Below are 24,600 nucleotides of genomic sequence, written 5' to 3'. Positions count from 1 at the left end.
GTCACGTACCGCCGTTGATCCTGGCCTGGGTCACCGCGCCGTCCGCGACGCCCCATTTGGCGATGATCGGTCACGGCGACGGCTGCCACGGCACGGCGTGCGGCGAGGTGTCTGGTCATGGTGGTTTCTCCAAGGGTTCGGACGCGGGCGGCGGGCGGTCCGCTACGAGGGGAGTGCGCCGGGGTGGACGACGCGGAGGCGGGAGACGGCAGGGTCGAGTGCGCCACGGACATGACCGCTGGGAGCCGCGGCGGTGCGCTGCAGGAAATCGATCACTTCGGCCGTAATCACCTCGCCCGGCAGCACGTTGGGGATGCCCGGCGGATAGGCCGCCAGGGTGTCCGCCGAGATCATGCCGACGGCGTCCGCGGCGGGCACGGTGCACGACGGGCTGAGAAACGCCTCGCGGGCCGTCAGCCTGGCCGGGCCCGGAGACGGCAGCCGCAACCGGGACCGTTCGTTCGCGCCGGTGCCCGCCAGGGGGCCGGGAAGGCAGTGCAGGGCTTCGATGAACCGGTCCGTATCGGGAGAGGCCCCCGCCCCCACCACGGCGACGATCGCGGAGTCGGTCGCGACCTCCACCATGATCTGGTGATCGCGGGACAGGAGCCTGCGTGCCTCGTGACCGGATATGCCGCCGATTCGGGTGTCGATGGCGATACGCAGGGGATCGGCGGCGGCGATGTCCGGGAACAGCTCGAAGGTGTCGCTGACGATCGCGTACCGTCCGAGCTTGCGGATCACCCGGCGCACCTTGTCCGAGGCCTCCACGGACGCGCCGACGGCGTCGCGGCCCTGCACGAGGCTCGCCCGTGCCACGTCGAGCGATGCCATGAGCAGCGCGCTCGCGCTCGTCGACTGAACGAGCCGGAACGCACGGTCCACGAGCGGCTCCAGCCGGTCGGCGAAGGGACCGTGGCCGAGGTGGAGCATGGCCGACTGGGTGAGGCTGCCCGCCAGCTTGTGTGTGCTGGACGTGACGAGATCGGCGCCCTGGGAGAGCGCGTTGCCGGGGAGGGCGGGGTGGAAGCCGAAGTGCGCGCCCCACGCCTCGTCCACGATCAGCGGAACCCCCGCGGCATGGGCGGTCTCCGCCAGGGCGCGGACATCGGCGACCGCACCGAAGTAGCTGGGGGAGACGACATAGACGGCCGCCGCTCCCGGGTGCTCGGCGAGGGCCCGGGCCAGGTCCTCGGCAGCGACTCCATGGGCGATGCCCTGGTCCGCGTCGACCGACGGCTGTACGAAAGCGGCGTCCAGCCCCGACAGCACGAGTCCGTCGATGACGCTGGAGTGGACGCTGCGCTGCACCACCAGGGTGCGGCCCAGCGCCGGTGCCACGAGCGACGCGATCTGGTTGCCCTGTGAGGCGCCGTTGGTGAGGAACCAGGTGCGCCGGGCACCCCAGGCCTCCGCGGCCAGGGCGAGCGCCTCGTGCAGCGGCGCCGTGCTGCCGAGATCGATTCCGTCGAGGAGCGGCGGAAAGTCCAGGCGGAGCGCATCGGGGCCGACAAGGGCGGCGAGCGGTTCGAAACCGGTCGTGTCCGCCGAGTGCCCGGGGACATTCAGCCGGACCCAGCTGCGGCGCGCGTGGGCCCGTAGCGCTTCGGCGTACGGAGCGCGGTGCTGCCCGGATCCGGTCAACCGTCGTACTTGGGCCGGTGCGGTGGTCGTGCTGTTCACGCCCGTGAGCGTGGCAGCCCGGGAGCTATCGAGGAATACAGGAGTTACCAGCAGCCCTCCATATACTGTCTATATGCTCGAGCTTCGTCAGCTGCACGTCCTGAAGGCGATCGCACAGGAGGGCTCGCTCGCCGCCGCCGCCCGCGCACTCCACTACACGCAGCCCACGATCACCCACCACCTCGGGGTGCTCGAGGCGCACTTCGACGCGCGCCTGGTGCAGCGCGGGCCGCGTGGGGCCGTACTGACCGAGCTCGGCGCGGCACTGCTGCCGCATGCGGAGGCAGTGCTCGAACGGCTGAGGCTCGCCGAGCGGGAGGTCCGGGATCTGGCCGAGCGGGGTACGCACACCCTGCACATCGGTACGTTTCCCACGGCCGGGGCGCTGCTGCTGCCACCCGCGGTGAAGGCCCTCCGGCAGGGCGGGGTGCACATCTCACTCACCGAAGGCGAACTGCCCACCCTGTTGCAGGGGTTGCGCGCGCGTGAGCTCCACGCCGCCCTCGTCTTCTCCCAGCCGGGGGACCGCCTCGATCTCGACGACGATTTCGAGCTGCATCCGCTGCTGCACGATCCGCTGCAACTGGTGATGCCCGAGGACCACCGGTGCGCCGGCCTGACGCACGTACCCCTCGAAGAACTCAGGTACGACGACTGGATCGGCGCGGCCGACCCCCGCGACCCGTGCGACCGCCTCCTGGCCTGGGCCTGTGCCCAGTACTCCTTCGAGCCGGTGCATGCCCTGCGCACGGACGACTACGCGGTCGTCCAGGGCTTCGTCGCGGCAGGCGCGGGAGTGGCGCTCATCCCCCGGCTCGCCGTCGGTACACCGCGCGAGGACGTCGCCGTGCGACAGCTCAAGGGTGCCCCGCTGGCCCGGGAGATCAGCGTCGCCGTTCTCCGCAGTGCGGCCGCGCGCAGCATCCAGGAGCTGGTGGCGGCCCTCACGGAACAGGCGAGGCAGATCGAGCAGCGGTGGAGCGCCGCCGATGCCGGCACCGACGCGGACGCGGACGCCGACACGGACGCCGGCCCGGAGTAGGTGAGGCTCACTCGTCCTTGGTCAGCCGTTCGCGCGGCGCCAGGGGCAGCTCCGACCACACCTGCTTGCCGCTGCTGAGCGGTACCGAGCCCCAGGATGTCGTCAGCGCCTCGACGATGAGAAGTCCCCGGCCGCCCGTCGCCTCCCAGTCCAGCTGCGCCGGCTTGACCGGACTGCGGGGCGAGGTGTCGTTCACGGAGATCCGCAGCCGGTCGGCGGACAGTGTCAGATCCAGGCGTACTTCTCCCCGCGTGTGGGCGATGGCGTTGGTGACCAGCTCGGACACGACCAGCAGGGCTGCGTCGAGTTCGTCCACCACACCCCAGGAGCGCAGCGTGCGTGCGGTGAAGCGGCGGGCGTGCATCACCGCGTTGGGGAGCCGCCACACCGTCCAGTGGGTCCGCATCGGCCTGACGCGCGTGCCGTCGTAGCGCAGGAGCAGCAACGCCACGTCGTCGTCGCGGCGGGTGACGCCCACGAGCAGTTCGTCGGCCACACGTCCGGGGTCGGCCGGGTCGGCCGCGGCGAGCACATCGCACACGCGGTTCAGGCCGTCGTCGAGGTGGAGGTTCGCCGACTCGACCAGACCGTCCGTCAGCAGGGTGAGCAGGGTGCCGGGCACCAAGCCGGCTTCGGTCATGGGGAATTCCGCGTCCGCGAGGATTCCCAGGGGAGGCCCGCCCTCGACCGCCATCTGCTCGGTGCTGCCGTCCGGGTGGCGGAGCACCGGGGGCAGATGGCCGGCGCGCACGCACCTGGCGATGCCCTCCTCCATGTCCAGGTCGACGTAGACGCAGGTGGCGAACAGATCGGTCTCCATGCCGACGAGCAGGAGGTTGGCGCGGGACACCACCACATCGGGCGGATGGCCCTCGACCGCGTACGCCCTGACGGCCGTGCGCATCTGGCCCATGATGGTGGCGGCGCCGGCGCTGTGCCCCTGCACGTCCCCGATGACGAGTGCGACATGACCCTCGCCGAGCGGGATGACGTCGTACCAGTCGCCGCCCACTTCGAGGCCCACCGTCGCGGGCAGATAGCGGGCGACGGCCTCCCCGCCGGGCAGCTCCGGGAGCTTGCGGGGCAGCAGGCTGCGCTGGAGCATCGTGGCGAGCTCGTGCCCGGCGTCCAGCGCGTGCGCGCGCATCAGGGCGTGGCCCACCAGACCCGCGGTCGCTGTCAGCAGCGCCCGCTCCTCCGGTCCGAACCGGTGCTCCTCGTCCCATCCCACCAGGCACACACCGACCATCCGGCCGTCCGCCGGGAGCGGCAGGACCGCGAGGCCGCCGGGGCCGATGCCCAGGAGCCCGGGCTCCAGGTCCGCGCCCGGTGGCCACAGGCTCACATGGCCCTCGCGCAGCGCGCTCTGCAAGGTGGGCAGGTCGTGGGTCGACGCGTCCGGCCATTCGGACCGCCATGCGGCCCGCCACACGTCGGGCCAGGCATTGGGCTCCGGAGGGTCCAGGACGGTGACCACGAGCCGGTCGGCCTCCATCTCGGCGACCAGGACCCGGCTGGCGTCCAGCGGGTCGCGCAGGGCGGCGACCACCGTCTGGCTGACGTCCCGGATGGTCGCGGCACCGGCCAGCCTGGCCGACAGCCGCTGCACGACGGAGACCTCGTCGGCGCTCGGACGCAGATAGGAGGCGTCGGCGACCACACCCAGCACGCGCTCCGGCGTGCCGTCGGTGGCCACCAGCACGCGGCACCGCAGCCCCAGCCAGCGCAGCTCGCCGCCGGGCCGGCGGATACGGAAGGCCAGCTGCTGCGTGGCGGAGGACAGCTGGCCCGGCTCCACGATCGCCATCAGCGCGGGGATGTCCTCCGGGACGGCGCATGACAGGAGGGTCTCCACCCGTCCGTCGAAGTCCTCGGGAGCGATGCCCAGCAGCTCCAGCACGTGCGCGTGCGCCTCCATGTGCCCGGTGCTCAGCTCCAGGATGAACGCACCGCCGAGGAGCGGCACCAGGGTGTGGGCCAGCGGCGGCCGTGGCGCCGTCTGCCGCCCGGAGACGCGGGCGGCGACCGATTCGAGTCCGGCGGCCACCTGGTCGGCGTAGAGCTCCAGCAGATCGCGGCGGTCGGCACTGAAGCCGTCCGGGACCTCACCGGCGACGACCAGACAGCCCAGCTCCTTGGCGCCCCGCCCCAGCGGCAGTGCGCCCAGCGAGACCTTGGCCTGCGACATCCCGCCGCCGTTCCGGAGAACCCGGCCGGGAAAATGGTGGGGATCGCTTTCGACGTAGGCCGCGAGTTCCTTCGGACTCAGCCACAGGGGACGGCCCGAGCGGAAGGCTTCGGCCGCGGGGAAGTGACCGGAAACGGCAAGTACCGCCGGCAGTCCGTACACCATGCTGCGGTTCCCGGTCAGCTCGGCCAGATGGAGTTCTTCGCCCCCTTCGGCCAGCACATAGACAGCCGCCAGCTCAGCCCCGCAGAACGCAAAGCTTTGCCTGCTCACCGCCTCTACCGCCTCCCTGAGGGTGCAGCCGTCGCCGACGCTCTCACTCCATGCTGTCGCGCCCCGGACCGTGGGGGCGAGTCAGGAACGGAAGGTGACGAGCCCTGCGGGGGAAGTGGCCCGTCGGCGAAGACCCTACTGGCAGGGTTGTGGATTCGGCCATGGCCGTGCGTACGGCGCTCGTGACCGGTCGTGGTGCGCGGCGAGGTGCGCTCGGTACGGAGGCGCTCACGACAGCGCCCTGCCGTCCGGGAGCGCCTGCTCCGACCAGATGGTCTTGCCTTCCCCTGCGGTCCTGGTGCCCCAGCGGTCGCTGAGCTGCATGACGATGAACAGTCCGCGGCCCCCTTCGTCGGTCGGCGCCGCGTGGCGCATGTGGGGCGAGGTGCTGCTGGTGTCGGAGACCTCGCAGATGAGGTTGCGGTCGAGGATGAGCCGCAGTTCGATCGGTCCTTGGCCGTAGCGGATGGCGTTGGTCACCAGCTCGCTGACGATGAGCTCGGTGGTGAAGACGGCGTCGGCGAGATCCCACGCCGAGAGCTGGTGCTCGACCAGCCGGCGAGCCGTGGCGACGACCGATTCGCGCGCGGGGAGCGTCCACACGGTGACGCGGTCGGCGCGCAGTGCACGGGTACGGGCGAGGAGCAGTACGGCATCGTCCTCCGGCTTCGCCGGAACCAGCTCGTAGACGGCCGCGTCACACAGCTGCTCCAGCGCTGCGTCGGGCTGGGTGAGGATCCCGTGGAGCCTCGACCTGGCGGCGTCGGCGTCCCGGCCGCGGGCCATGACCAGACCGTTGGTGTACAGGGCGAGCAGGCTGGATTCCGCCAGGGTGGTAGTGGCGGAGGCGTATCCCGCGCCGCCGGCGCCGAGCGGGGGGCCGGTCGGCACGTCGAAGGGCGTCGTGGAGCCGTCGGGCCCCAGCACCAGGGGCGGCTGATGGCCCGCCCGCGCGGCGGTGCAGGAGCGGGACACGGGGTCGTACACCGCGCAGAGGCAGGTGGCGAGGAAATCCTGGGCCGCGTCGCCGCCGGGTCCCAGGGACGTGTGGGTGCGGGCGAGGAAGGTGGCGGTCTCGTCGAGCCGCGCGAGCATTTCGTCGGGTTCGAGGTCCTGCAGGGCGAGGGTGCGGAGCGCGGTGCGCAACTGTCCCATGGCCGCGGCGGCCTCGATGCCGTGTCCGGCGACATCGCCGACGGCCAGGGCGACCCGGGCGCCCGACAGCGGAATGACGTCGTACCAGTCGCCGCCCGCGCCCTCGGGCAGATAGGCGTACGCGGTGTCGACGGCCGACAGTATGGGCGGCCGGTCGGGCATGAGACTGCGTTGCAGCGTGGTCGCGATATCGCGTTCGCGGACGTAGTTGCGCGCGTTGTCGATGTGCACGGCGGCTTTCGCGACCACTTCCGTCGCCAGCGCGTAGTCGTCGTCGTCGAAGGGATCACGGCGTACGAAACGGTAGAGCGAGGCCAGGCCCAGCAGGGTCTCCCGCAGCTTCAGCGGCACCACGATGAGGGAATGGACCCCCGCGGACACGAGCGGCTCCCAGCGGTCCGGGTCCGCGCCGATCCAGGCGTCGCCCGCATCGACACGGGCGACGAGCCGTGGCTGCATGTCGTTGAGGGCCTGGGTGAACGGTGTGGGGAAGGGGAAAGTGCTCAGCTCGCCCTTCGACAGTGGGCCTTCACCGCCGCGCACGGACCGGAACGCCGCCCGGCGCAGCGGTGTGTCCGCGGCGAGCGGGCCGCGCCTGGGGGCCAGCCCGCGCAGTGCCTCGTCGACGAGGTCCACCGCCGCCGCGTCGGCGAGGCGCGGTACGAGAACGTCCACGAGCTCCTCCGCCGTACGGAACGCGTCGAGGGACGTGCCGACGGAGCCCTGTGCCTCATGCAGAACGTCCAGCCGCTCCAGGGCGGCCTCGCGCTCGGTCACATCGTCGACGATGGCCGCGAGGCCCAGCGTCTGCCCGTCCGCGTCGTGCAGCCTGAACAGGGAGAGCGAGATCACGAGCTCCCGGTCCGGGTCCGCGAGTGGTCTGCCCCTCACCATGCGGTCACGTACCACCTGGCCGGTCCGGAGGACCTGCTCGGCCAGGGAGGTGATCTCCTCTGTGCCGGCTCGCAGCGCGAACTCGGCGATGGCGTGCCCGAGTATGTCCTCCGGTGGTACGTCGCGGACGCCGGGTGCCGAGTGGTTGCACCGGATGACGCGCAGGTCGGTGTCGAGGACCCACAGGCCCTGTGGTGCCTGGCTGAAGAGGGCGTTGAGGAGCGCCACCTCCGCCTGGGCCCTGTCCGCTGCGTCCACCGGTGCACCTCCGGGAGCCGTTCACTCCACGGTTCCACCATCACCGACGGGGGCGGACCGGCAAGTCGGTTCGCCCCCACGTCATGACCGCGCCACGTCAAGTCGGAATCAGGTCCCCATGGACTCCTGGAGACTCCTCGGCCGCATGTCGGTCCAGTGCGTCTCGATGTGGTCCAGGCAGGACTGGCGGGTGCCGGGGCCGTGGACCACCGTCCACCCGGCCGGGACCTCGACGAAGTCCGGCCACAGGCTGTGCTGGTCCTCGTCGTTGACCAGTACCGAGTACACACCTTCGGCATTCTCGAACGGGTTGCTCATTCGCGGATTCTCCTCCGTACGGATGTGCGGACGTGGGACGTGTGGATGTGGGACGTGTGGATCAGTATGAACGGGCCCGCGAAGCGGTGGGCGGCCCTTCGGCGTTCAGCGCCGCGTGACTGAGCTCGACACCGTCGGACGCCGCGGGTGCGCCCGGAACGACGCGTAAGGGCGTATCACTCACCTGAGCGGCCCAGCTCCGTTCGCGCGCACTCCTTCCCCGGGGTCTGCTGTTGTCCGGTCCGTCGGCCGGCGGAGGCCCGTGGACAGTGGAGGTGAGCGGCATGCCGGACAACGCGAGCGCGAGCTCCGAAGGGAGTGAGCTGGAGCGGCTGCATGCCCGTATCGCGGCACTGGAGGCCGGGCAGAAGGCGCGGCGGCCACCCCGGCACCGGTTGCGCTCGTTCCTTGCCGCGCTGCTGATCATCATCGGCTGCGTGCTGGCGCCGCTGAGTGTGGTCGCGCGGTGGACCGCGAGCCAGGTCGGCGACACCGACCGGTACGTCGCCACCGTCGCACCGCTCGCCTCCGACCCGGACGTCCAGTCCGCGGTCGCGGGCCGCGTCACCGACGTCGTGATGCAGCACATCGACCTGCCGAAGCTGCTGGAGGAGGTGGCCCCGGCCGACCGCCCCAGGCTGGAGCAACTGCTCGGCAGGCTCGGCGGGGCCCTGGAGAACGCCGTCCGCAGCTTCGTCCAGGACCGGGCGCAGGACATCGTGGCGTCCAACGCGTTCAAGACCATCTGGACCGACGCGAACCGCAGGATCCACGTCGCGCTCGACAAGGCGCTCACCGGAAGCGGCGGCGGCGCGATCGAACTCACCGACAACGCGGTCCAGATCGACCTGGCCCCCGTGATCGACCAGGTCAAGCAACGGCTCGTCGACGAAGGACTCACCGTCGCCGCGAAGATCCCCGAGATCCATACCAGCTTCACGGTCGTCCAGTCCGAGAGCATCGGCAAGGTCAAGACCGCCTTCCGGCTTCTCGAACTCGCGGCGACCTGGCTGCCCATCGTCGGCATCGTGTTCATCGCCGCGGGCGTCCTGCTCTCGGCACACCGCCGCAAGGTCCTCGTCGCCGCCGCCCTCGGTGTCGCGTTCGCGACACTGCTGCTCGGCATCGGGCTGACGGTCTTCCGGGTGATCTATCTCGACGCCCTGCCCCAGGGCGTCTCGCAGCCCGCCGCCGAATCCGTGTACGACATCATGGTCCGCTACCTGCGTACGGCGGTCCGCAACGTCGTGGTTCTCGGCGTGGTGATCGCCCTCGCCGCCTGGCTCACCGGACCCGGCCGGTACGCCGGCCTCGCACGGCAGCTGTGGACCTCCGGCATCACGGCGACACGCACCACCGCGGACCACGCGGGCCTGCGCACCGGGCCCGTCGGCCCCTGGGTCCGCCGCTACCGGACCTGGATCACCTGGGTGCTGGTCGCCGCCGCCGTGCTGGCCTACATCCTGTGGTCGTACCCGACCGCGTGGGTCGTCGTCGGACTCGCGCTCGCGCTGCTGTTCGCCCTCGCGGTGGTGGAGTTCCTGGCGCAGGACGGCGACGCCTCCGCCCCGGCACAGAGGAGCCCGGATCCCGCCGCCACGCGCGGCCCTCCGGACGCTTCGTGAGGGCCGCACACCCGCAGGGCGTACGGCCGCGGACCGTGTGAGGCTGGACCCATGGCCAGGGCCAACGAAGAGATCGAGGCGCTCCTCCAGGAGTACGCCGACCTCATCGCCATCACCGGAGGAGACGCCTTCAGGGCACGCTCCTACGAGAAGGCCGCCCGGGCCGTCGGCGGGTACCCCGCCGATGTGTCCAAGCTGGACGCCAAGGGGCTGCGGGAGATCCCCAACGTCGGCAAGTCGATCGCCGACAAGATCGTGGAGTATCTGACGTCCGGGCACATCTCCGCCGTGGAGGAGCGACGGCAGTCCATCCCGGCCGGTGTCCGCGAGCTGATGGCCATCCCCATGCTCGGGCCGAAGAAGGCCATGACGCTCTACGCGGAGCTGGAGGTCTCGTCGGTGGACCAGCTCCTCGACGCGATCCACGAGGAGCGTCTGCGCGATCTGAAGGGATTCGGCGAGAAGACGGAGGAGAACCTCCTCCACGGCATCGCCCTCATGCAGAAGGCCGGCAGCCGCATCCTCCTCAACGCCGCGATGGACTCGGCCGAGCAGATCGTCGCCGAACTGTCGCAGATCAAGGGCTGCGAAGGATGCACCTACGCCGGTTCGCTGCGCCGGATGCGGGAGACCATCGGGGACATCGACATCCTGGTCGCGGCCGATGCGTCGGCGCCCTTCATGGAAGCCCTCGGGGCGCTTCCGTACACCGCCGAGGTCATCGCGCACGGCGAGAAGAAGACGTCCGTCCGCACCACCAAGGGCCTCCAGGTCGATCTGCGGGTGCTGCCTCCCGACTCCTGGGGCGCGGGACTGCAGTACTTCACCGGCGCCAAGGCGCACAACATCCGCACCCGCGAGATCGCGGTCCGGCACAAACTCAAACTGTCCGAGTACGGGCTCTTCGACGCCAAGAGCGGCAAGAAGATCACCTCCGAGACAGAGGAGGAGATCTACGACCGTCTCGGCCTGCCGTGGATCCCGCCGACGCTCCGTGAGGACCGCGGCGAGATCGCGGCCGGGCTGCGCGACGAGCTCCCGGAGCTGGTGACCGAGGAGGACATCCGCGGTGATCTGCACACCCACACCGACCTCACCGACGGTCTCGCCCCGCTCGATGACATGATCGCCGCGGCCGCCGCGCGCGGATACTCCTATTACGCGGTCACCGACCACGCCCCCGATCTCGCCATGCAGCGCATGACCAAGGAGAAGATGCTGGCGCAGCGCGAACGGGTTCGTGAACTCGACGGCAAGCACCGGGGGATGCGGCTGCTGCACGGAACGGAGCTCAACATCGGTCCCGAAGGCGATGTGGACTGGCCCGACGAGTTCCTCGCGGACTTCGACATCTGCGTGGCCTCGATCCACTCCCACTTCAACCAGAGCCGACGGGCGCTCACCCGCCGCCTCGTCCGCGCCTGCGAGAACCCCTATGTCGCCGTCATCGGACACCCCACCACCCGCAAGATCGGCAAACGCCCCGGCATCGACGCCGACTTCGACGCCGTCTTCGAAGCCTGCGCCAGAACCGGTACCGCCCTGGAGATCAACGCACACCCGGAGCGGCTCGACCTCGGCGACGAGGACATACTGCGCGCCAAGCGGTACGGCGTGAAGTTCGCGGTGAACTCGGACGCGCACTCCACCACGCATCTGCCGTACATGCGCTACGGGGTCGCCACGGCCCAGCGCGGCTGGCTGACCAAGGACGACATCATCAACACCTGGACGCTGACGAAACTGAAGCGCTTCCTCCGTCCGAAGAGCTGACCTCGCCCGAACGCCCGACGCGGCTCAGCACGGCTGCCGCCACCGGTCCAGCTCCAGTCTCTTCCGTATCGACGACAGGCCCAGACGGCGGGCCTGGGCGCAGAAGTCCTGTGTGGCCAGGGTGTATTCGACATGGAACACGGCCTTGCCCGCCTTGATGAAGGGCGTGAGTTCCGCGCATTCGCCGTACTGGGCGCACTCCTCGTTGACCGCGAAGTCGAAGTCCCGTACCAGCTCGGGAATCTGCGGGAGATCGTTCTTGAGACCCACGGACAGGCCGCGGTCATGGGCGATACGGGCGATCATGCGGTTGTAGGCGAGTTGATGCCCTGCCGTGAGCGGGAAGCCGGTGTCGTTGAGGTGGGCGTCGAGCAGATCCGGTTCGACCGCGTCGAAGCCCTTCTCGTGGCACATGTCGAAGCGCTTCTCCATGAGCGGACGCAGCACGTCCAGCCGGCGGATGTCGAGCCAGCGCTCGCCGTGCCAGCCGTTCGGATTTCCCCGCACGGCGGCCGGGAAGCCGGCTTGATCAGGACGGAAGCTCTCCCAGGCCCCGGCGTTGATGTAGCAGATGACCTTGCGGCCGTCCCGGTGCAGCCGGGCGACATCGGCCGCGGAGTTCTCGAAACCGTCGATGTCGAACACGGGAACATCGGCGGCCGCCGGGTCGGCACGGCCGTTGAGCTGCCACTGCCACGGCGTGCCGGGCCGCGGCTGCCAGCGGGCACCGGCGGGGGAGGGCGACGGGTTCGAGGAGCAGCCCGCGATCAGCAGCACGGCGATCAGCAGGCACAGCAGCGGCCGGCAGGGACGGGGCACGGTGCCTTTCCGGGCAGTGCGGGTCACGGTGCCTCTCCGAACAGGGCGGGCGGCGGAGCCGCCCAGGGGTTTGGCAGGTCGTCCGCGACCGCACAGGACACCGCCGCCCCGCGTTCACGGGCAGCCCGCTCGGCGACCCGGGCCAGCGCGGGCGGCACGCCGTACACCAGATGGCAGAACCGCTCCGGCGGATGGCGGGTGGTCCAGCGCGGCAGCGTGAAGGACGACAGATAGGCCGTCCAGGGCCCTTCGAACGTCACGAGCAGATCGGCGATACGGGCATAGCCGGGCGCGGGATGGACCCCGTGGTTGAGGACGACCGTGCCCGCACCCCGCTGCCGCGCCGCCCGTACGAGGTGACGGCAGCCGGGCAGGGCGGACCGGTCGGCCGGTACCCGGTCGAAGAAGCAGCCGTCGGTGCCGTGCCACGCGCGATGGCGGTCCACGTCCCGGATCACCGCGGAGCCCGGGCGTACGCCGTAGTCCAGATCGACATAGCCGAGGACACGGGTGCCCGCCGCCCGAAGGGCTCGGGCGGCGGAGACGAAGGCCGGATCGGGCGCCGTGCCGGGGCCGTCAGCGGCGTTCAGCACCACGCCGTAGAGCCGGTCCCCGGCGGCACCGAGCAGCCGCCAGGCGTCCGGGTCCTGCGCCGGGTGCACATAGAGCGGCACGAGGAGGTTCACCGCGCGGGAGCCGTTTCCGGCCGGGCGGACACCGATGTCCACAGGGCGGCGAGCGAGTCCGCCAGCGAGCGGCGGGGCTCCCAGCCGAGGGCGGTCCGGGCCGCGGTGATGTCCGAGCACTGCCAGTCCACGCCCGCCGAGCGGACGGAGCCGACGCCCACCTCGTCGATCCGCCCCCGGAACCCCGCCACGTCCACCAGCCCGTGCACCAGATCCCGGATCGGCACGGCACGGCCGCCGCTGATGTTGAGGACGCGGGGCAGCGGCCCGGCCGCGGTCGTCGCCAGCACGACCGCCCGCGCCAGGTCCCGTACATCGACGAAGTCGCGATGCGCGGACAGATCGCCGAAGCGTACGACGGCGTCCGCGGCGGCCCCCGCGCGCAGCAGCCGCAGCGCGGTGCCGCCGGGGAGACTCTGGGGCGAGGCGCCAGGACCGACCGGATTGCCCACGCGCAGGACGACCGCGTCGAGACCGGACGCGGCCACGGCGACCGTCCCCGCCAGCTTGGTCGCGCCGTACGGGGCCGCCGGGCGGGTGGCGGCGTCCTCGGTGACCCGCACCCCCTGCCCGGTCGCCCCGTACTCCGCGGCCGAACCCAGATGCACCAGCCGGGCCGTGGGCGCGGCCTCCCGCAGCGCCGCGCACAGCACCGCGGGCCCGCGGGCGTTGACCTCCGCGAGCGTCACCGCGTCACCGCCCACCGCCCCGGCGCAGTTGACGACGGCGTCGGGGGCGAAGCCGGCGAGCGTCTCGGCGAGCCGTGCCGGCTCGGCTGTGGCGAGGTCGACACGCAGCTCCGCGGTCGGGGCGCGGCCGCCGCCGAACAGCCGCACGCCCCCCAGCGCGCGCAGCTGCTCGGCGATGTGCCCGCCCAGATACCCGGTGCAGCCCAGGACGAGGATGCGCATGTGGTGTTCAGGCTCCCTTGAGCAGCAGGGACTGATGGGTGGTGAACTCGGCGTTGGCCCGGTCGTAGTCGTCGGGGCGGCCGATGTCGAGCCAGTAGCCGTCGAACTCGTAGGCGTGCGGCGCGTCGCCGTTCTTCAGCAGATCGAGGACGAGCTCGTCGAAGCCGAGCGGCAGGCCCGCGGTGTAGCCGGCGAGGGTGTCGCGGGAGAGTCCGTACACGCCCATCGAGACGCGGTAGTCCATGCGGGGCTTCTCGGTGAAGTCCACCACCTTGCCGGCGTCCGTGGTCAGCACTCCGAAGTCGATGTGCACCTGGCGAGCGTAGGTGGCGATCGTCAGCGGGGCGCCGGACGCGCGGTGTCTGCGGAGTACGTCGGCGTAGTCGAGGTCGGTAAGGATGTCGCCGTTCATCACCAGGAACGACTCGGGCAGCTGGTCCCGCATGGTCAGCAGCGGGCCCATCGTGCCCAGCGGGTTCTCCTCGGTCGCGTAGTCGATGCTCAGCCCCCATCGCGAGCCGCTGCCCACATAGGCGCGGATGATCTGGCCGAGATGGCCGACGGCGATGGTGCAGCTGGTGAAGCCGGTGGCCGCGAGCTGGCGGAGCACGATCTCCAGGATCGCGTGCTGGTCACCGATCGGGACGAGCGGCTTGGGGAGCGCGGTCGTATAGGGGCGCAGCCGGATGCCCTTGCCTCCGGCGAGAATCACTGCGTGCATGGGAGCTTCCTGTGGTTACGGCGGTCGAGGTTCCGCAGGTCGGACGTTCCGTCAGGTCGGGAGTTCCGCGGGTCGGACGTCCCGCGGATCAGATGTTGTAGATGTCGGTCTTGTACCGGGCGAGGTTGGCGGGGTCCCGGAAGAACTCCACGGTGCGGACGAGTCCCTGCTCCAGGTTGTGCTCCGGCGCCCAGCCGGTCGCCTCGCGCAGCCGGGACGCGTCCGCGACCAGGCGCATCACTTCGGAGCCCGCGGGGCGGATGCGCTGCTCGTCCTCCCGTACGTCGAGGCCGGCGTCCATCACCTTGCCGATGAGGCGGACCAGTTCGCCCACCGAGATCTCGCCGCCCGTACCGGCGTTGAAGGTCCTGCCCACGACCGACGCGGCGGGGGCGGTGCCGACGGCCAGGAAGGCCCGCGCGGTGTCCTTGACGAAGGTGAAGTCCCGGGTAGGCCGCAGATCGCCGAGGGTGATGGTGCGTGCGCCGGACGCGACCTGACCGATGACGGTCGGAATCACGGCCCGCATCGACTGACGCGGGCCGAACGTGTTGAAGGGGCGCAGCGTCACCACCGGCGTGTCGAAGCTCGCGTGGTAGCTGTCCGCGAGCCGGTCACCGCCGGCCTTCGACGCCGCGTACGGGGACTGGGTGTTGACGGGGTGGTCCTCGGTGATGGGAACGGTCTGCGCGGTCCCGTACGTCTCGCTCGTGGAGGTGTGCACGAGCCGCGGGACATCGAGCGCCCGGACCGCCTCCAGCACATTGAGGGTGCCGGTGACATTGGTGTCCACATAGCTGTGCGGGGCCTGGTACGAGTACGGGATCGCGATCAGCGCGGCCAGGTGGTACACCGCGTCGGCGCCCTCGACGAGGCCGCGGACGGAACCGGGGTCACGGACGTCGCCGAGAACGATCTCGACCTGGTCGAGGACCTCGGACGGCAGGGTCTCCAGCCAGCCGTAGGAGGAGAAGGAGTTGTACTGCGCCATGGCCCGGACCCGGTGTCCGGAGGCGACGAGTGCTTCGGTCAGATGAGAGCCGATGAAACCCTCGGCTCCGGTGACTGCGGCGAGCGGTACGGAAGTCAACTGTTGTCCCTTTCAGGCACGTTGGACGATGGGAGGGCATGGTTGGTGGATCAGGCGTGTGCGGTCGGCCGGCCGAGCAGCCACAGGACACCGACGACGAGTACGCCCGCTGCGCCGGCCGGAACGAGCAGCAGCGCTGTCGGGCCCGGCGGCCGGCCGAGGAGCGCCGCGGCGCCCAGGCCCGAGGCCGCCACGAGCGTGACCGCGGCCGGTGGCCAGGCGATCCCGAACGCCTGGAGCAGCAGGGCGGTCCACAGCATCGCCGCGACGGCGAGCAGCGGCCCCGGCTCGGCCCCGGTCAGCAGGGCCGCCAGGACGAGCGGCAGCAGATAGCCGCCGAGACAGACGGCCAGGGTGCGCGCGGAGCGGAGCCGGAACGCGGCCTCGTCGGCCGTCGCCCGCAGCGCCGCCACCGACAGCCCCCGGTAGCGGTACAGAAGCCACTCGGCCGGGCCCATGCTGAGGGTCAGCGCGATCACGGCCAGGGGATGACGCTGCCCCAGGAACATCACCAGGGCACCGGCGGACAGCCCGAACACCCCGTACGGGAGCGAGGCGGCCGGCCGCGGTCGCGCAGCCCCGGGCGCGGCGTCCGCGCCGAGCATCCCGCGGACGCCATGGCCCGCGGCGGCGACGGACAACACGACGGTCAGCAGCGGCAGTCCGACCCGGAACAGCGGACCCGGGTCCCACCAGTGCAGCGGAGCCGCACCCGCGATCAGCGGCGTGAGCGTGCCCAGCAGGATCCGTTCCCGGCCGCACACCAGCAGGACCCCGGCCGCCGCGAGATACAGCGACTGCCCCACGGCGAACAGGGCCGCCGGACCCGGACCCGCCACGGCGAAGCCGGCCACGGAGGCGACAACGGCCCCCGCGGGAGCACCGATGAGCAGCGTCCGGCCCGCCTCCCGCCGCCCCGCCGCCAGCCGCAGATACGCGCGATGGCTCAGGCCCTGGCCCCACGCCCAGGACAGCAGCCCCGCGGCGACCAGGGCGTACACGCCCTGCGGGGAGTGCCACAGCCGGCCGGTCAGCAGATACGCCAGCCCCGGCAGCGCGAACAGCGCCCCGCGCAGCGCGCACCGGACATGGTCGGGAGCCCAGGGGTCCGCCCCGGCCGGCGGCTCGGGGAAGCTGCGCGGCAACCTTCGGTACAGGTCGGCGGCGAGCGAGAACAGATCCGGGTGGCCGTAGTGCTCCTGGATCTGTTCGCCGGTCAGCCCCTCCGACTCCAGCACGGCGGCGACCTCGTACGCGTGCACCGCGGGCCCTATCCGGTCGGCCAGCTCGGCGGCGAGTGTGTCCAGGGGATCGTCGGCGGCCCGCTCGCGCCCCGGCATCCGCAGCGTGAGCGTGGTGTCGGGGGAGACCAGCCGCAGGGCAAGGGCGTCGCCCCGGCCGCCGTCGGGTTCGAGGGGCAGGGGGCCGCTCATCCGGCCACGCTCCCCAGGGCCGTCTCGCCGTCGAGGGACACGCTCCATGGATCGGCGAGCGTGAACGTGCCGCGTACGGACAGTTCGAGGTAGATGGCCCGGAAGGTGTCGATGGTCTGACGGAGTGTGAACTGCTCGATCACCCGCAGCCGGGCCGCCTCGCCCATGGCCGTCCGGCGCGGCGGATCGGCCAGCAGCTCCAGCGCCGCCGCGGCCATGGCGGCGGGATCGCGCGGCGGGACGACGAGACCGGCCTCGCCCACCGCCTCCCGTACCCCGCCCACATCGGTGGAGACGGTCGCCCGCCCGCACGACATCGCCTCGATCAGGGTGAAGGGGAAGCCCTCGCTGATGCTGGACAGCATCACGACGTTGCCCGCCGCGTACGCGGCCCTGATGTCGTCGACCCGGCCCTCGAAGGTGACCGCGTCGCCGTGGCCGAGCGAGTCGGCGAGCGCCTCGCACCGCTCGCGATAGGCCTCGCCGCCGCGCGGTGTACCGCCGAACAGCCGGAGATTCGCCTCCGGGAGTTCCCTGCGGACCTGTGCGAACGCCCGTATCAGGGTCTCCAGGTCCTTGATCGGGTCGACCCGGCCCGCCCAGCTGAGGGTCGGGCCTTCCGGTTCGGGGCCGGCGGGCGGGAAGGCGGCCGGATCCACCCCGTTGTAGACGGTCCGTATCAGCCGGGGATCGGCGCCGCCCTGCTCCTCCCAGAGCCGGTTGTAGCGGTTGCCCGGGGTGATCAGCGCCGCGCGCCGGTACGTCTCCTCCGCCAGCAGCCGGAAGAAGCCGAGCAGCACCGCCTTCACCGGCCAGCGGTACGGTGCGGTCCGGTACCCCAGATAGCGCTCCCGCAGATACACGCCGTGCTCGGTCAACAGCAGCGGAACGCCGTGGAGTTCGAGGGCGGCGAGGCCCGGGAGCGCGGCGACGCCTCCGCTGACCGCATGCGCCACCCCCTGTTCCGGGGGGCGGGCGGTGAGCGGCCGCAGCGCGTGCTCCAGCAGTCCGGTCGCGGTGACGGCGTCGTGCAGGCTGGGCCGGGCCTCCCGCACGGTCAGGCCCGGCCGGTTCCATACGCCGGTCAGCACCCGCAGGGCACGGTCGCCGCGCAGGGCCGGACCGAGGAGCCCGTCACGCGCGGCGCGCGCCAGCTCGTACAACGCCGGTCCGAAGCCGTCCTCGGCGGCCGGATCCAGCAGGGCCGTGAGGAATCGTTCGTACGCCGCCATCAGCCGCCGCTCGCGGCGGCCCCGTGGTGGTGAACCGGCGGGGGCGGGGCCCCACATGGGCACCGAGACGGGCTCGGACACATGCGGCGGCAGCTCCCACACCACGGGCTCGCGCCCGGTGCCGGTCACCGCGATCACGTCGAAGTCGATGTCGGGCATACCGCTCACGAGCTGGTCGCACCAGACACTCACGCCGCCGTGACTGTGCGGGTAGGTGCCTTCGGTGAGCAGGGTGACCCGCGCCGCGCCTGATCGCGGCGCGCGGTGCTGATGGTGCATGGATGGGCTCCACGGCAGAGAGAGTGGTGCGGAGGGCACGGCGGGTTCCGGGCGCGCTCGCGGCGGCGTCCGGAACCCGCTTCCTCGCGGTGAGCTCGGTTGCGGTCGGTTGCGGTCGGGTGCGTCTGTCGCGGTCGGGTGCGCGGGTCAGCGCTCGGCGGCGGGCGGCACCGGCCGGACGGCACCGGTGGGCACCGGGGCGTGCGGCGCGGCCGGTTGCGGTGCCGGCGCCTCACCGCTCGCCTCGGTCCCGGCCACCCCGGTCCCGGCCGCCGGGGCCGAGGGCAGCGAGAGCGTCACGCTCTCCTCGCCCGCAGCGGGCGACACCCGGCCGGTGACGGTTCCCGCGTACGGCCGGTCGAAGGATGCGTCGACGTACGTCGTGAAGTTGGCCCCGGCTCTCGGCCGGGAGAGGAAGCCCCAGCTCTCGTCGATGGACGGATCGTTGTCCTCGAAGGCGAAGGACCCGCCGAGGTAGCCGAGCGGTCCGGCCTTGCCCGCCGCGGTCACGCCGGCGGCGACACCGTCGACCGGTCCCGCGTATCCGCCGTTCACCGGATACTTGAGCCCCGTCTGCGGTGTGGCGTACGTGTACGCGTCGACCTGCGGAATCGCGTACGTCCTCTCGTACGCGACGAGAGCGGCCATCTCCGGCGAACCGGCCGGGAACGGGTTGTCGTGGGGCAGGACCACGGCCTGGTACCTGGCGCGCGGCCGGCCGTCGACCGTGTCGGCCAGGAAGGCCGCGTCGATCACCGGGCGGCCGGGGTCGGCGAGCGTGACCACGGTGTACGGCGTGCCCGCGCCGTCGAGTTCGGCGACGATGGCGTCCGTTGCGGGACCGCCGTCGGACACGACGAGCACCCGCAGATCGATCCGGGGCGCCTGCTCGTCCGCCTGGACCGGCGCTGCCGGCAGCCCCCCGAGCGAGAGGACGAGCGCTCCGGCGGTGAGCGCGGCCATACGCAAGGTCCGCTGCGTGCGGATCCGCTTCATGCGGTGAAGTTCCTCCCCGTAACCCCCCAGCGCAACGATGCCGCTCTCCCCCGGGAGCGCGCCGCCGTTGTGCCCTGTCCCGTCACATATTGGAGGCTCCGTGTGGATTATGTGTGCCTACGGTGAAAGTTGACGGAAAAGTGCAGGTGTCGCGTCGGGGTCGGGGGTGAGTGGTGCGCTTCGGTACGAGGGGAGACCAAGCGAGCACGGAGGGTAAACGCTTGCAGGCCGTCAGTGGTCTGGACAATGCACCGGACACCGTCGGCGAGCGTTTTCGGCCAGGAGATGCCGCGCAACGGCCGACGGGCCGGGGCGAGCGGGTGCCCGCCCGGCCTCCGGCGTGCGACCCGCTCGATGCGGACGGACGATGAAGCCGATGAGCGGAGCGGCAGTGAGCAAGGAACATCTCGGGCCGGGCACCGGCGGTGCCCTGGTCGTGCTCAGTGACGTCAACAAGCACTTCGGCGCGCTGCATGTGCTCCAGGACATCAACCTGACCATCCACCGCGGCGAGGTGGTCGTCGTCATCGGGCCGTCCGGGGGCGGGAAGTCGACACTGTGCCGCGCCATCAACCGGCTGGAGACGATCGACTCGGGCGAGATCGCCATCGACGGCAGGCCGCTGCCCGCCGAGGGCAAGGAGCTGGCCCGGCTGCGCGCCGACGTCGGCATGGTCTTCCAGTCCTTCAACCTCTTCGCGCACAGGACCGTGCTCCAGAATGTGACGCTGGGCCAGATCAAGGTCCGCAAGAAGGACAAGAAGGCCGCCGAGGAGAAGGCGCGCTCGCTCCTCGACCGGGTGGGCGTCGGCTCGCAGGCCGACAAGTACCCGGCGCAGCTCTCCGGCGGCCAGCAGCAGCGCGTGGCCATCGCCAGAGCGCTGGCCATGGACCCGAAGATCATGCTGTTCGACGAGCCCACGTCCGCGCTCGACCCCGAAATGATCAACGAGGTGCTGGAGGTCATGCGGCAGCTCGCCCGCGACGGAATGACCATGGTCGTCGTCACCCATGAGATGGGGTTCGCCCGTTCGGCCGCCAACCGTGTGGTGTTCATGGCCGACGGCAGGATCGTGGAGGAGACGACCCCCGACGAGTTCTTCAGCAACCCCCGCACCGAACGCGCCAAGGACTTTCTCTCCAAGATCCTTCACCACTGAGCCCGCCCCGGCACCTCCGGCACCCGCCGGAGACCCCGGCACTTCCGGCACCCGCCGGAGCCCGGAGCACCCCGGCACACGCGCACCACCCGGCAATCCCCAGGGATGATCACCATGAAGATTCGCAAGGTCTCCGCCGCGACCGCCGCGGCGCTCGCGCTCTCCCTCGCCACCGCGGCCTGCGGATCCGGCGGCGGTGGTGGCGCCGGCAGCACGGAGAGCGGGAACCACAAGATCACCGTCGGTATCAAGTTCGACCAGCCGGGCATCGGCCTGAAGACCCCGGACGGCAAATACACCGGCTTCGACGTCGATGTGGCGACCTACGTGGCCAAGCAGCTCGGCTACAAGCCGAGCGACATCGTGTGGAAGGAAGCCAAGAGCGCCGACCGCGAGACGCTGCTCCAGCGCGGCGACGTGGACTTCATCGCAGCCTCCTACTCGATCAACGACGAGCGTCGCAAGAAGGTCGACTTCGCCGGTCCGTACCTCCTGGCGCACCAGGACGTCCTGGTCCGCGCGAACGACAACTCCATCACCAAGCCCGCGGACCTGAACAACAAGAAGCTCTGCTCGGTCACCGGATCCACCTCGGCACAGAACGTCAAGACGAAGCTCGCGCCGCAGGCCCAGCTGCAGGAGTACGGCGGCTACTCCGAGTGCCTGACAGGGCTGGAGAACAACGTCATCGACGCCATGACCACCGATGACTCGATCCTCGCCGGATACGCCGCGCAGGACCAGTTCAAGGGCAAGTTCAAGCTGGGCGGCTTCAAGCTGAGCAATGAGAACTACGGCATCGGCGTCCAGAAGGGCAGCGAGCTGAAGGCGAAGATCAACGCAGCCCTGGAGAAGATGGTCGCGGACGGCACCTGGAAGGCGTACGTCGAGAAGAACTTCGGTCCGGCCGGCTACCAGAGCGAGCCCGCCCCGAAGATCGGGGTCGTCGTCAGCTGAGGCCCGGTGCGCGGAGCACGGAGGCGGCACGGCCACACAACAGGAGGCCCGGCCGCCGCCACTGCTCTCCTCGTGGCCCGTGCTACTCCACCTGATCGCCGCCGGTTGCCGGTGCCGTGAACGGCGCATCTAGTGGCGAGCATGGCTGTCGGCGCATCAAGCGTGAGCGTCCCGCGGGAACCGGAGGAACCGCCCGGCCGTCCGGGCCGGGCGAAGGGCCCCCACGGCCGCTCACTCACGACCGCATGGGTCGTGGGTCTCGCCTCGCTGCCCCTCGGGCTGCTCGCCGTCGCCGTCTGGCTGGGCCGCCACGTCCGGCCCGGCGCGGACGAGTGGTGCTTCCTGCCCCATGTGCGTGATCACGGCGTCGCGGGGCTGATCGGGAAGTTCTACGCCACCGACAACGGCCGGATCGGCAACGGCCTGCTCGTCGCGCTCTACGCGCAGTTCCCGGTCGCCGGTCATCAATGGTTCGCGCTGATCAGCGGGTTGCTCGTGCTGGTCCTGCTGTGGGCCCTCGTCGTCCGGCTGCTGCGCGGAGCCCGCCGGGCGGTACCCCGCGGAGTCCCGCTGCTCGTGGCGGCCATGGTCACGGCGGTGTTCCTGTTCGCCACGCCCAACACGTACAAGACGTTCTACTGGCCCGCCGCGTCCGTCTCGCACACCCTGGCCCCCGTGCTCGCCTGCGCCGCGGCCCTCCCACCGCTCGCCGCCCGCGGCCGCCGGGGCCGTATCGCCGCCCTCGCCGTCGTCCTGGCGGCGGGGATCTTCCTGGGCACGCTGTCCGAGGAGACATCGCTCGTCGCACTGGTGGTGCTCTCCGGAATCCTGCTGCTCAGCCGCCGGCTCTTCACCGAGCAGGTCCGGGCCCATGTCCGCGCTTCGGCCCTGCTCGGCATGGCCGGGGTGGCCATCGGGACGGCCGTGCTGCTGATGTCGCCCGGATCGCGCAACCGGCGCGAGCGGTACGGCGCCGGGACCGCCGGGATGCTCGCCCCCGAATCCCTGGCCGCCTCGGCGCGCGGCTTCGTGCGGATCCTGGAAACGGTCCTCACGACCTGGCAGTACGGGGGCGCCGTCGCCGCGGGCGTGCTGCTGGGCCTGCTCGCGCGGACCCGCACAGGGACCGGCCCTGCGGCCCTGCGGCCGTGCAGGCCACTGCTGACGACCACCTTCGGCGTGCTGGCCTTCCTGCTCTCCGGCTACCTCTGCACCGTCGTCACCCACCCCGTCTTCGGCGCTCGGGTGGTGTCCGCACAACGGACCTGGAACGACTACCTCCTGCTGTACGTCCTGGTCCTCGTGGCCGTCGGCGCCTTCCTGGGGCGGGCGCTGCGTACCCGGCTGCCCCGGCGGTGGACGGGCGTGGTGACGGCCGCGGCGGCGGCGCTGTACGCCACGGCCGTCGTGGGACTGGCCGGACCGCTCCACCATCTGGGTGAGGACATGCGCGTACGGGCCGGGCAGTGGGACCGGCAGGACCACTGGCTGCGCGCCGGGGCGGCGAACGGCGCGAAGGTGCTCCCGTACACACCTCTGTCGGTCAGCGGGATGCTGGAACCCTTCGGCAACCACGGGCGCAACCTCTGGCCGGCCCGGTGCGTCGCCGACTACTACCGGCTGGACCGGGTCACTTACTCGACACGGCTTCCGTGACCGGCTCCTTCGCGCCGGAGGTGATCGCCCACCGCGCGAGCAGGAACGACAGCGGTGTGACCAGCGCGCCGGCGGCGAGGGCGGCGAGGTGCTCGTCCATGCCGAGCCTGCTCACCGCGAGGTGGAGCAGCAGCCCGCTGCCCGCGAGATTGGCCACGCCCGAGACCGGATACCTGAGGAACGCACGCCACGTCGGTCGCGTGCGGAGTGTGACGTACGAGTTGAGCAGGAACGATCCCGTGACGCTCACGGCGTACGCCAGGGCGTGGGCGGCCAGATAGGGCAGCCAGACGTTCACTGCCGCGTACACCGCGAAGTACACGCCCGTGTTGGCGAGGCCGATCACGGCGAAGACGGTGAACTGGCGGACGCCGACGACGTTCATGTGTGCGGCCGGGCCCGTCCGGCGGCCTCCGCCGGGAGGCCGCCGGAGCGCAGCGGTGCGGACTCGTCCGTCTCCCGCACGACATAGGGCGGCCGCCGCTTCGACTCGTGGTAGATCCGGCCCACGTACTCCCCGATGACGCCGAGCGTGGCCAGCTGGATTCCGCTCAGCGCGACGACGGCGGTGATCAGGGTCGCGTATCCCGGCGTGTCGACACCGTTCAGCACGGCGTTCGCCACGATCCACAGTGCGTAGCCGAGAGCGGACAGAAACAGCCAGAGTCCGGTGTGGATCGCCAGGCGCAGTGGGCGGCTGTTGAAGGAGAGCAGTCCGTCGATGCCGTAGTCGATCAGCCGTCTGCCGCCCCACTTGGACCGCCCGGCGGCCCGCCGGACGTTCCGGTACGTGAAACTGACGGTGTCGAAGCCGATCCACGAGAAGAGCCCCTTGGAGAAGCGGTTGGTCTCCGGCAGCGACAGGACGGAGTTCACCGCGCGGCGTGACAGCAGCCGGAAATCGCCGGCACCGTCGACGATCTCGACGTCCATGAAGTGACGTACGAGTCGGTAGTAGGCCCGGCTGAGCGCGGTACGCACGGCGCCTTCGCCCGTTCGGTCGCGCCGGGCGACGACCTGGTCGTAGCCGTGCCGGTGCAGCTTCAGCATGCGGTGCACCAGCTCCGGGGGATGCTGCAGGTCGGCGTCCATGAGGACGACCACGGCCCCCCGGGACATCCGCATCCCGGCCAGCAGGGCGGCCTCCTTGCCGAAGTTCCGGCTGAAGGAGGTGTAGCGCACCCGCGGGGCGTCCGCCGCCAGCTCCCTCAGCCGCTCGACGGTCCCGTCGCCGCTGCCGTCGTCGACGTAACAGATCTCGAACCGCTCCCCGGTCAGCTCCAGCGCGCTGGTCAGGGCGGCGTGGAAGGCGCCGATCACCTCGCTCTCGTCGAAGCACGGTACGACGACCGAAATCTGGATCGCTGGCATCTCTCCAGTGGAACGCGCGGAGCGGCCGGGGGCCGCTGCACTTACTCCGCACGAGTGGACCGCCCGAGCCGGAGCAGTGAA

General features: G+C 71.3%; 18 protein-coding genes and 2 pseudogenes. 6 read left to right on the top strand and 14 right to left on the bottom strand.

Features of this window, described 5'->3' with window-relative positions:
* Positions 1-162: 162 nt before the first annotated feature.
* Positions 163-1,683, bottom strand: a complete 1,521-nt coding sequence (locus tag ACZ6ZQ_RS20110; RefSeq protein ID WP_469769857.1) for an aminotransferase class I/II-fold pyridoxal phosphate-dependent enzyme — start codon at positions 1,681-1,683, stop codon at positions 163-165.
* 73 nt (positions 1,684-1,756) lie between these two features.
* Here ACZ6ZQ_RS20110 and ACZ6ZQ_RS20105 point away from each other — a divergent pair, with 73 nt between their 5' ends.
* Entirely contained in the window at positions 1,757-2,725 is a 969-nt protein-coding gene (locus ACZ6ZQ_RS20105) for a LysR family transcriptional regulator (protein WP_469769856.1), read from the top strand.
* 7 nt (positions 2,726-2,732) lie between these two features.
* Here ACZ6ZQ_RS20105 and ACZ6ZQ_RS20100 read toward each other — a convergent pair.
* The 3 genes and pseudogenes from ACZ6ZQ_RS20100 to ACZ6ZQ_RS20090 all read right to left on the bottom strand — a co-directional run.
* Positions 2,733-5,219 (bottom strand): annotated as a pseudogene (locus ACZ6ZQ_RS20100) (SpoIIE family protein phosphatase); the annotation flags it as partial.
* Positions 5,220-5,414: 195 nt separating this feature from the next.
* Positions 5,415-7,493, bottom strand: coding sequence for a SpoIIE family protein phosphatase (locus tag ACZ6ZQ_RS20095; RefSeq protein ID WP_469769855.1), 2,079 nt, complete (start codon positions 7,491-7,493; stop codon positions 5,415-5,417).
* Between the two features lie 108 nt (positions 7,494-7,601).
* Positions 7,602-7,811, bottom strand: coding sequence for an MbtH family protein (locus tag ACZ6ZQ_RS20090; RefSeq protein ID WP_469769854.1), 210 nt, complete (start codon positions 7,809-7,811; stop codon positions 7,602-7,604).
* A gap of 284 nt (positions 7,812-8,095) precedes the next feature.
* Here ACZ6ZQ_RS20090 and ACZ6ZQ_RS20085 point away from each other — a divergent pair, with 284 nt between their 5' ends.
* Positions 8,096-9,436 carry a hypothetical protein gene (locus ACZ6ZQ_RS20085; protein ID WP_469769853.1) on the top strand — a complete coding sequence of 447 codons (1,341 nt, stop codon included), beginning with the start codon at positions 8,096-8,098 and terminating at the stop codon, positions 9,434-9,436.
* A gap of 51 nt (positions 9,437-9,487) precedes the next feature.
* Positions 9,488-11,209 carry a DNA polymerase/3'-5' exonuclease PolX gene (polX, locus tag ACZ6ZQ_RS20080; RefSeq protein ID WP_469769852.1) on the top strand — a complete coding sequence of 574 codons (1,722 nt, stop codon included), beginning with the start codon at positions 9,488-9,490 and terminating at the stop codon, positions 11,207-11,209.
* A gap of 24 nt (positions 11,210-11,233) precedes the next feature.
* Here the strand turns inward: polX and ACZ6ZQ_RS20075 are convergent, their stop codons facing one another.
* The 8 genes and pseudogenes from ACZ6ZQ_RS20075 to ACZ6ZQ_RS20040 form a co-directional block, all read right to left on the bottom strand.
* Positions 11,234-12,055 carry an endo alpha-1,4 polygalactosaminidase gene (locus ACZ6ZQ_RS20075; RefSeq protein WP_469769851.1) on the bottom strand — a complete coding sequence of 274 codons (822 nt, stop codon included), beginning with the start codon at positions 12,053-12,055 and terminating at the stop codon, positions 11,234-11,236.
* The gene (locus ACZ6ZQ_RS20070; protein ID WP_469769850.1) at positions 12,052-12,714 is read right to left on the bottom strand and encodes a spherulation-specific family 4 protein; all 663 of its coding nucleotides are present in this window, start codon (positions 12,712-12,714) and stop codon (positions 12,052-12,054) included. Before ACZ6ZQ_RS20070 ends, ACZ6ZQ_RS20075 begins: the two co-directional genes overlap by 4 nt.
* Positions 12,711-13,625 carry an NAD-dependent epimerase/dehydratase family protein gene (locus tag ACZ6ZQ_RS20065; RefSeq protein WP_469769849.1) on the bottom strand — a complete coding sequence of 305 codons (915 nt, stop codon included), beginning with the start codon at positions 13,623-13,625 and terminating at the stop codon, positions 12,711-12,713. The genes ACZ6ZQ_RS20070 and ACZ6ZQ_RS20065 overlap by 4 nt, the downstream gene beginning before the upstream one ends.
* Positions 13,626-13,632: 7 nt before the next feature.
* Positions 13,633-14,346: a nucleotidyltransferase family protein gene (locus tag ACZ6ZQ_RS20060; protein WP_469769848.1), complete on the bottom strand. Its 714-nt coding sequence runs from the start codon at positions 14,344-14,346 to the stop codon at positions 13,633-13,635.
* An 88-nt stretch (positions 14,347-14,434) separates the two neighbouring features.
* Positions 14,435-15,436, bottom strand: a complete 1,002-nt coding sequence (locus ACZ6ZQ_RS20055) for an SDR family NAD(P)-dependent oxidoreductase (protein WP_469769847.1) — start codon at positions 15,434-15,436, stop codon at positions 14,435-14,437.
* A 50-nt stretch (positions 15,437-15,486) separates the two neighbouring features.
* Positions 15,487-16,869, bottom strand: coding sequence for a hypothetical protein (locus ACZ6ZQ_RS20050; protein ID WP_469769846.1), 1,383 nt, complete (start codon positions 16,867-16,869; stop codon positions 15,487-15,489).
* Positions 16,866-18,380 carry a GT4 family glycosyltransferase PelF gene (gene pelF, locus ACZ6ZQ_RS20045; protein ID WP_469769845.1) on the bottom strand — a complete coding sequence of 505 codons (1,515 nt, stop codon included), beginning with the start codon at positions 18,378-18,380 and terminating at the stop codon, positions 16,866-16,868. Before pelF ends, ACZ6ZQ_RS20050 begins: the two co-directional genes overlap by 4 nt.
* A gap of 366 nt (positions 18,381-18,746) precedes the next feature.
* Positions 18,747-19,376 (bottom strand): annotated as a pseudogene (locus ACZ6ZQ_RS20040) (hypothetical protein); the annotation flags it as partial.
* A 376-nt stretch (positions 19,377-19,752) separates the two neighbouring features.
* Between ACZ6ZQ_RS20040 and ACZ6ZQ_RS20035 the strand changes: the two are divergent.
* From ACZ6ZQ_RS20035 to ACZ6ZQ_RS20025, 3 genes are all read left to right on the top strand, one after another.
* A complete protein-coding gene (locus ACZ6ZQ_RS20035) occupies positions 19,753-20,535 on the top strand; it encodes an amino acid ABC transporter ATP-binding protein (RefSeq protein ID WP_469769844.1) in 783 nt (260 codons plus the stop codon).
* Positions 20,536-20,649: 114 nt separating this feature from the next.
* Positions 20,650-21,492: a glutamate ABC transporter substrate-binding protein gene (locus ACZ6ZQ_RS20030; protein ID WP_469769843.1), complete on the top strand. Its 843-nt coding sequence runs from the start codon at positions 20,650-20,652 to the stop codon at positions 21,490-21,492.
* 141 nt (positions 21,493-21,633) lie between these two features.
* On the top strand, positions 21,634-23,148 hold the full coding sequence (locus ACZ6ZQ_RS20025) for a DUF6056 family protein (protein WP_469769842.1): 1,515 nt from the start codon (positions 21,634-21,636) through the stop codon (positions 23,146-23,148).
* On the opposite strand, the gene ACZ6ZQ_RS20020 is transcribed toward ACZ6ZQ_RS20025, so the two are convergent.
* Positions 23,123-23,533, bottom strand: coding sequence for a GtrA family protein (locus tag ACZ6ZQ_RS20020; RefSeq protein WP_469769841.1), 411 nt, complete (start codon positions 23,531-23,533; stop codon positions 23,123-23,125). The genes ACZ6ZQ_RS20025 and ACZ6ZQ_RS20020 overlap by 26 nt on opposite strands.
* Entirely contained in the window at positions 23,530-24,519 is a 990-nt protein-coding gene (locus tag ACZ6ZQ_RS20015) for a glycosyltransferase family 2 protein (protein WP_469769840.1), read from the bottom strand. The genes ACZ6ZQ_RS20020 and ACZ6ZQ_RS20015 overlap by 4 nt, the downstream gene beginning before the upstream one ends.
* Between the last annotated feature and the right edge of the window lie 81 nt (positions 24,520-24,600).

The organism is Streptomyces sp. NPDC053673 (genome assembly GCF_055585225.1).
The sequence above is the reverse complement of the archived record's forward strand: the minus strand, read 5'-3'. Positions and strand labels throughout refer to the sequence as shown.

What these genes read in the sequence shown, in the direction of transcription:
- ACZ6ZQ_RS20025 (WP_469769842.1), top strand. Translation starts at nt 21,634, where the DNA reads ATGGCTGTCGGCGCATCAAGCGTGAGCGTCCCGCGGGAACCGGAGGAA.
- ACZ6ZQ_RS20035 (WP_469769844.1), top strand. Translation starts at nt 19,753, where the DNA reads ATGAGCGGAGCGGCAGTGAGCAAGGAACATCTCGGGCCGGGCACCGGC.
- ACZ6ZQ_RS20105 (WP_469769856.1), top strand. Translation starts at nt 1,757, where the DNA reads ATGCTCGAGCTTCGTCAGCTGCACGTCCTGAAGGCGATCGCACAGGAG.
- pelF (WP_469769845.1), bottom strand. Translation starts at nt 18,380, where the DNA reads ATGCACCATCAGCACCGCGCGCCGCGATCAGGCGCGGCGCGGGTCACC.
- ACZ6ZQ_RS20020 (WP_469769841.1), bottom strand. Translation starts at nt 23,533, where the DNA reads ATGAACGTCGTCGGCGTCCGCCAGTTCACCGTCTTCGCCGTGATCGGC.
- ACZ6ZQ_RS20015 (WP_469769840.1), bottom strand. Translation starts at nt 24,519, where the DNA reads ATGCCAGCGATCCAGATTTCGGTCGTCGTACCGTGCTTCGACGAGAGC.
- ACZ6ZQ_RS20060 (WP_469769848.1), bottom strand. Translation starts at nt 14,346, where the DNA reads ATGCACGCAGTGATTCTCGCCGGAGGCAAGGGCATCCGGCTGCGCCCC.
- ACZ6ZQ_RS20090 (WP_469769854.1), bottom strand. Translation starts at nt 7,811, where the DNA reads ATGAGCAACCCGTTCGAGAATGCCGAAGGTGTGTACTCGGTACTGGTC.
- ACZ6ZQ_RS20065 (WP_469769849.1), bottom strand. Translation starts at nt 13,625, where the DNA reads ATGCGCATCCTCGTCCTGGGCTGCACCGGGTATCTGGGCGGGCACATC.
- ACZ6ZQ_RS20085 (WP_469769853.1), top strand. Translation starts at nt 8,096, where the DNA reads ATGCCGGACAACGCGAGCGCGAGCTCCGAAGGGAGTGAGCTGGAGCGG.
- polX (WP_469769852.1), top strand. Translation starts at nt 9,488, where the DNA reads ATGGCCAGGGCCAACGAAGAGATCGAGGCGCTCCTCCAGGAGTACGCC.
- ACZ6ZQ_RS20030 (WP_469769843.1), top strand. Translation starts at nt 20,650, where the DNA reads ATGAAGATTCGCAAGGTCTCCGCCGCGACCGCCGCGGCGCTCGCGCTC.
- ACZ6ZQ_RS20050 (WP_469769846.1), bottom strand. Translation starts at nt 16,869, where the DNA reads ATGAGCGGCCCCCTGCCCCTCGAACCCGACGGCGGCCGGGGCGACGCC.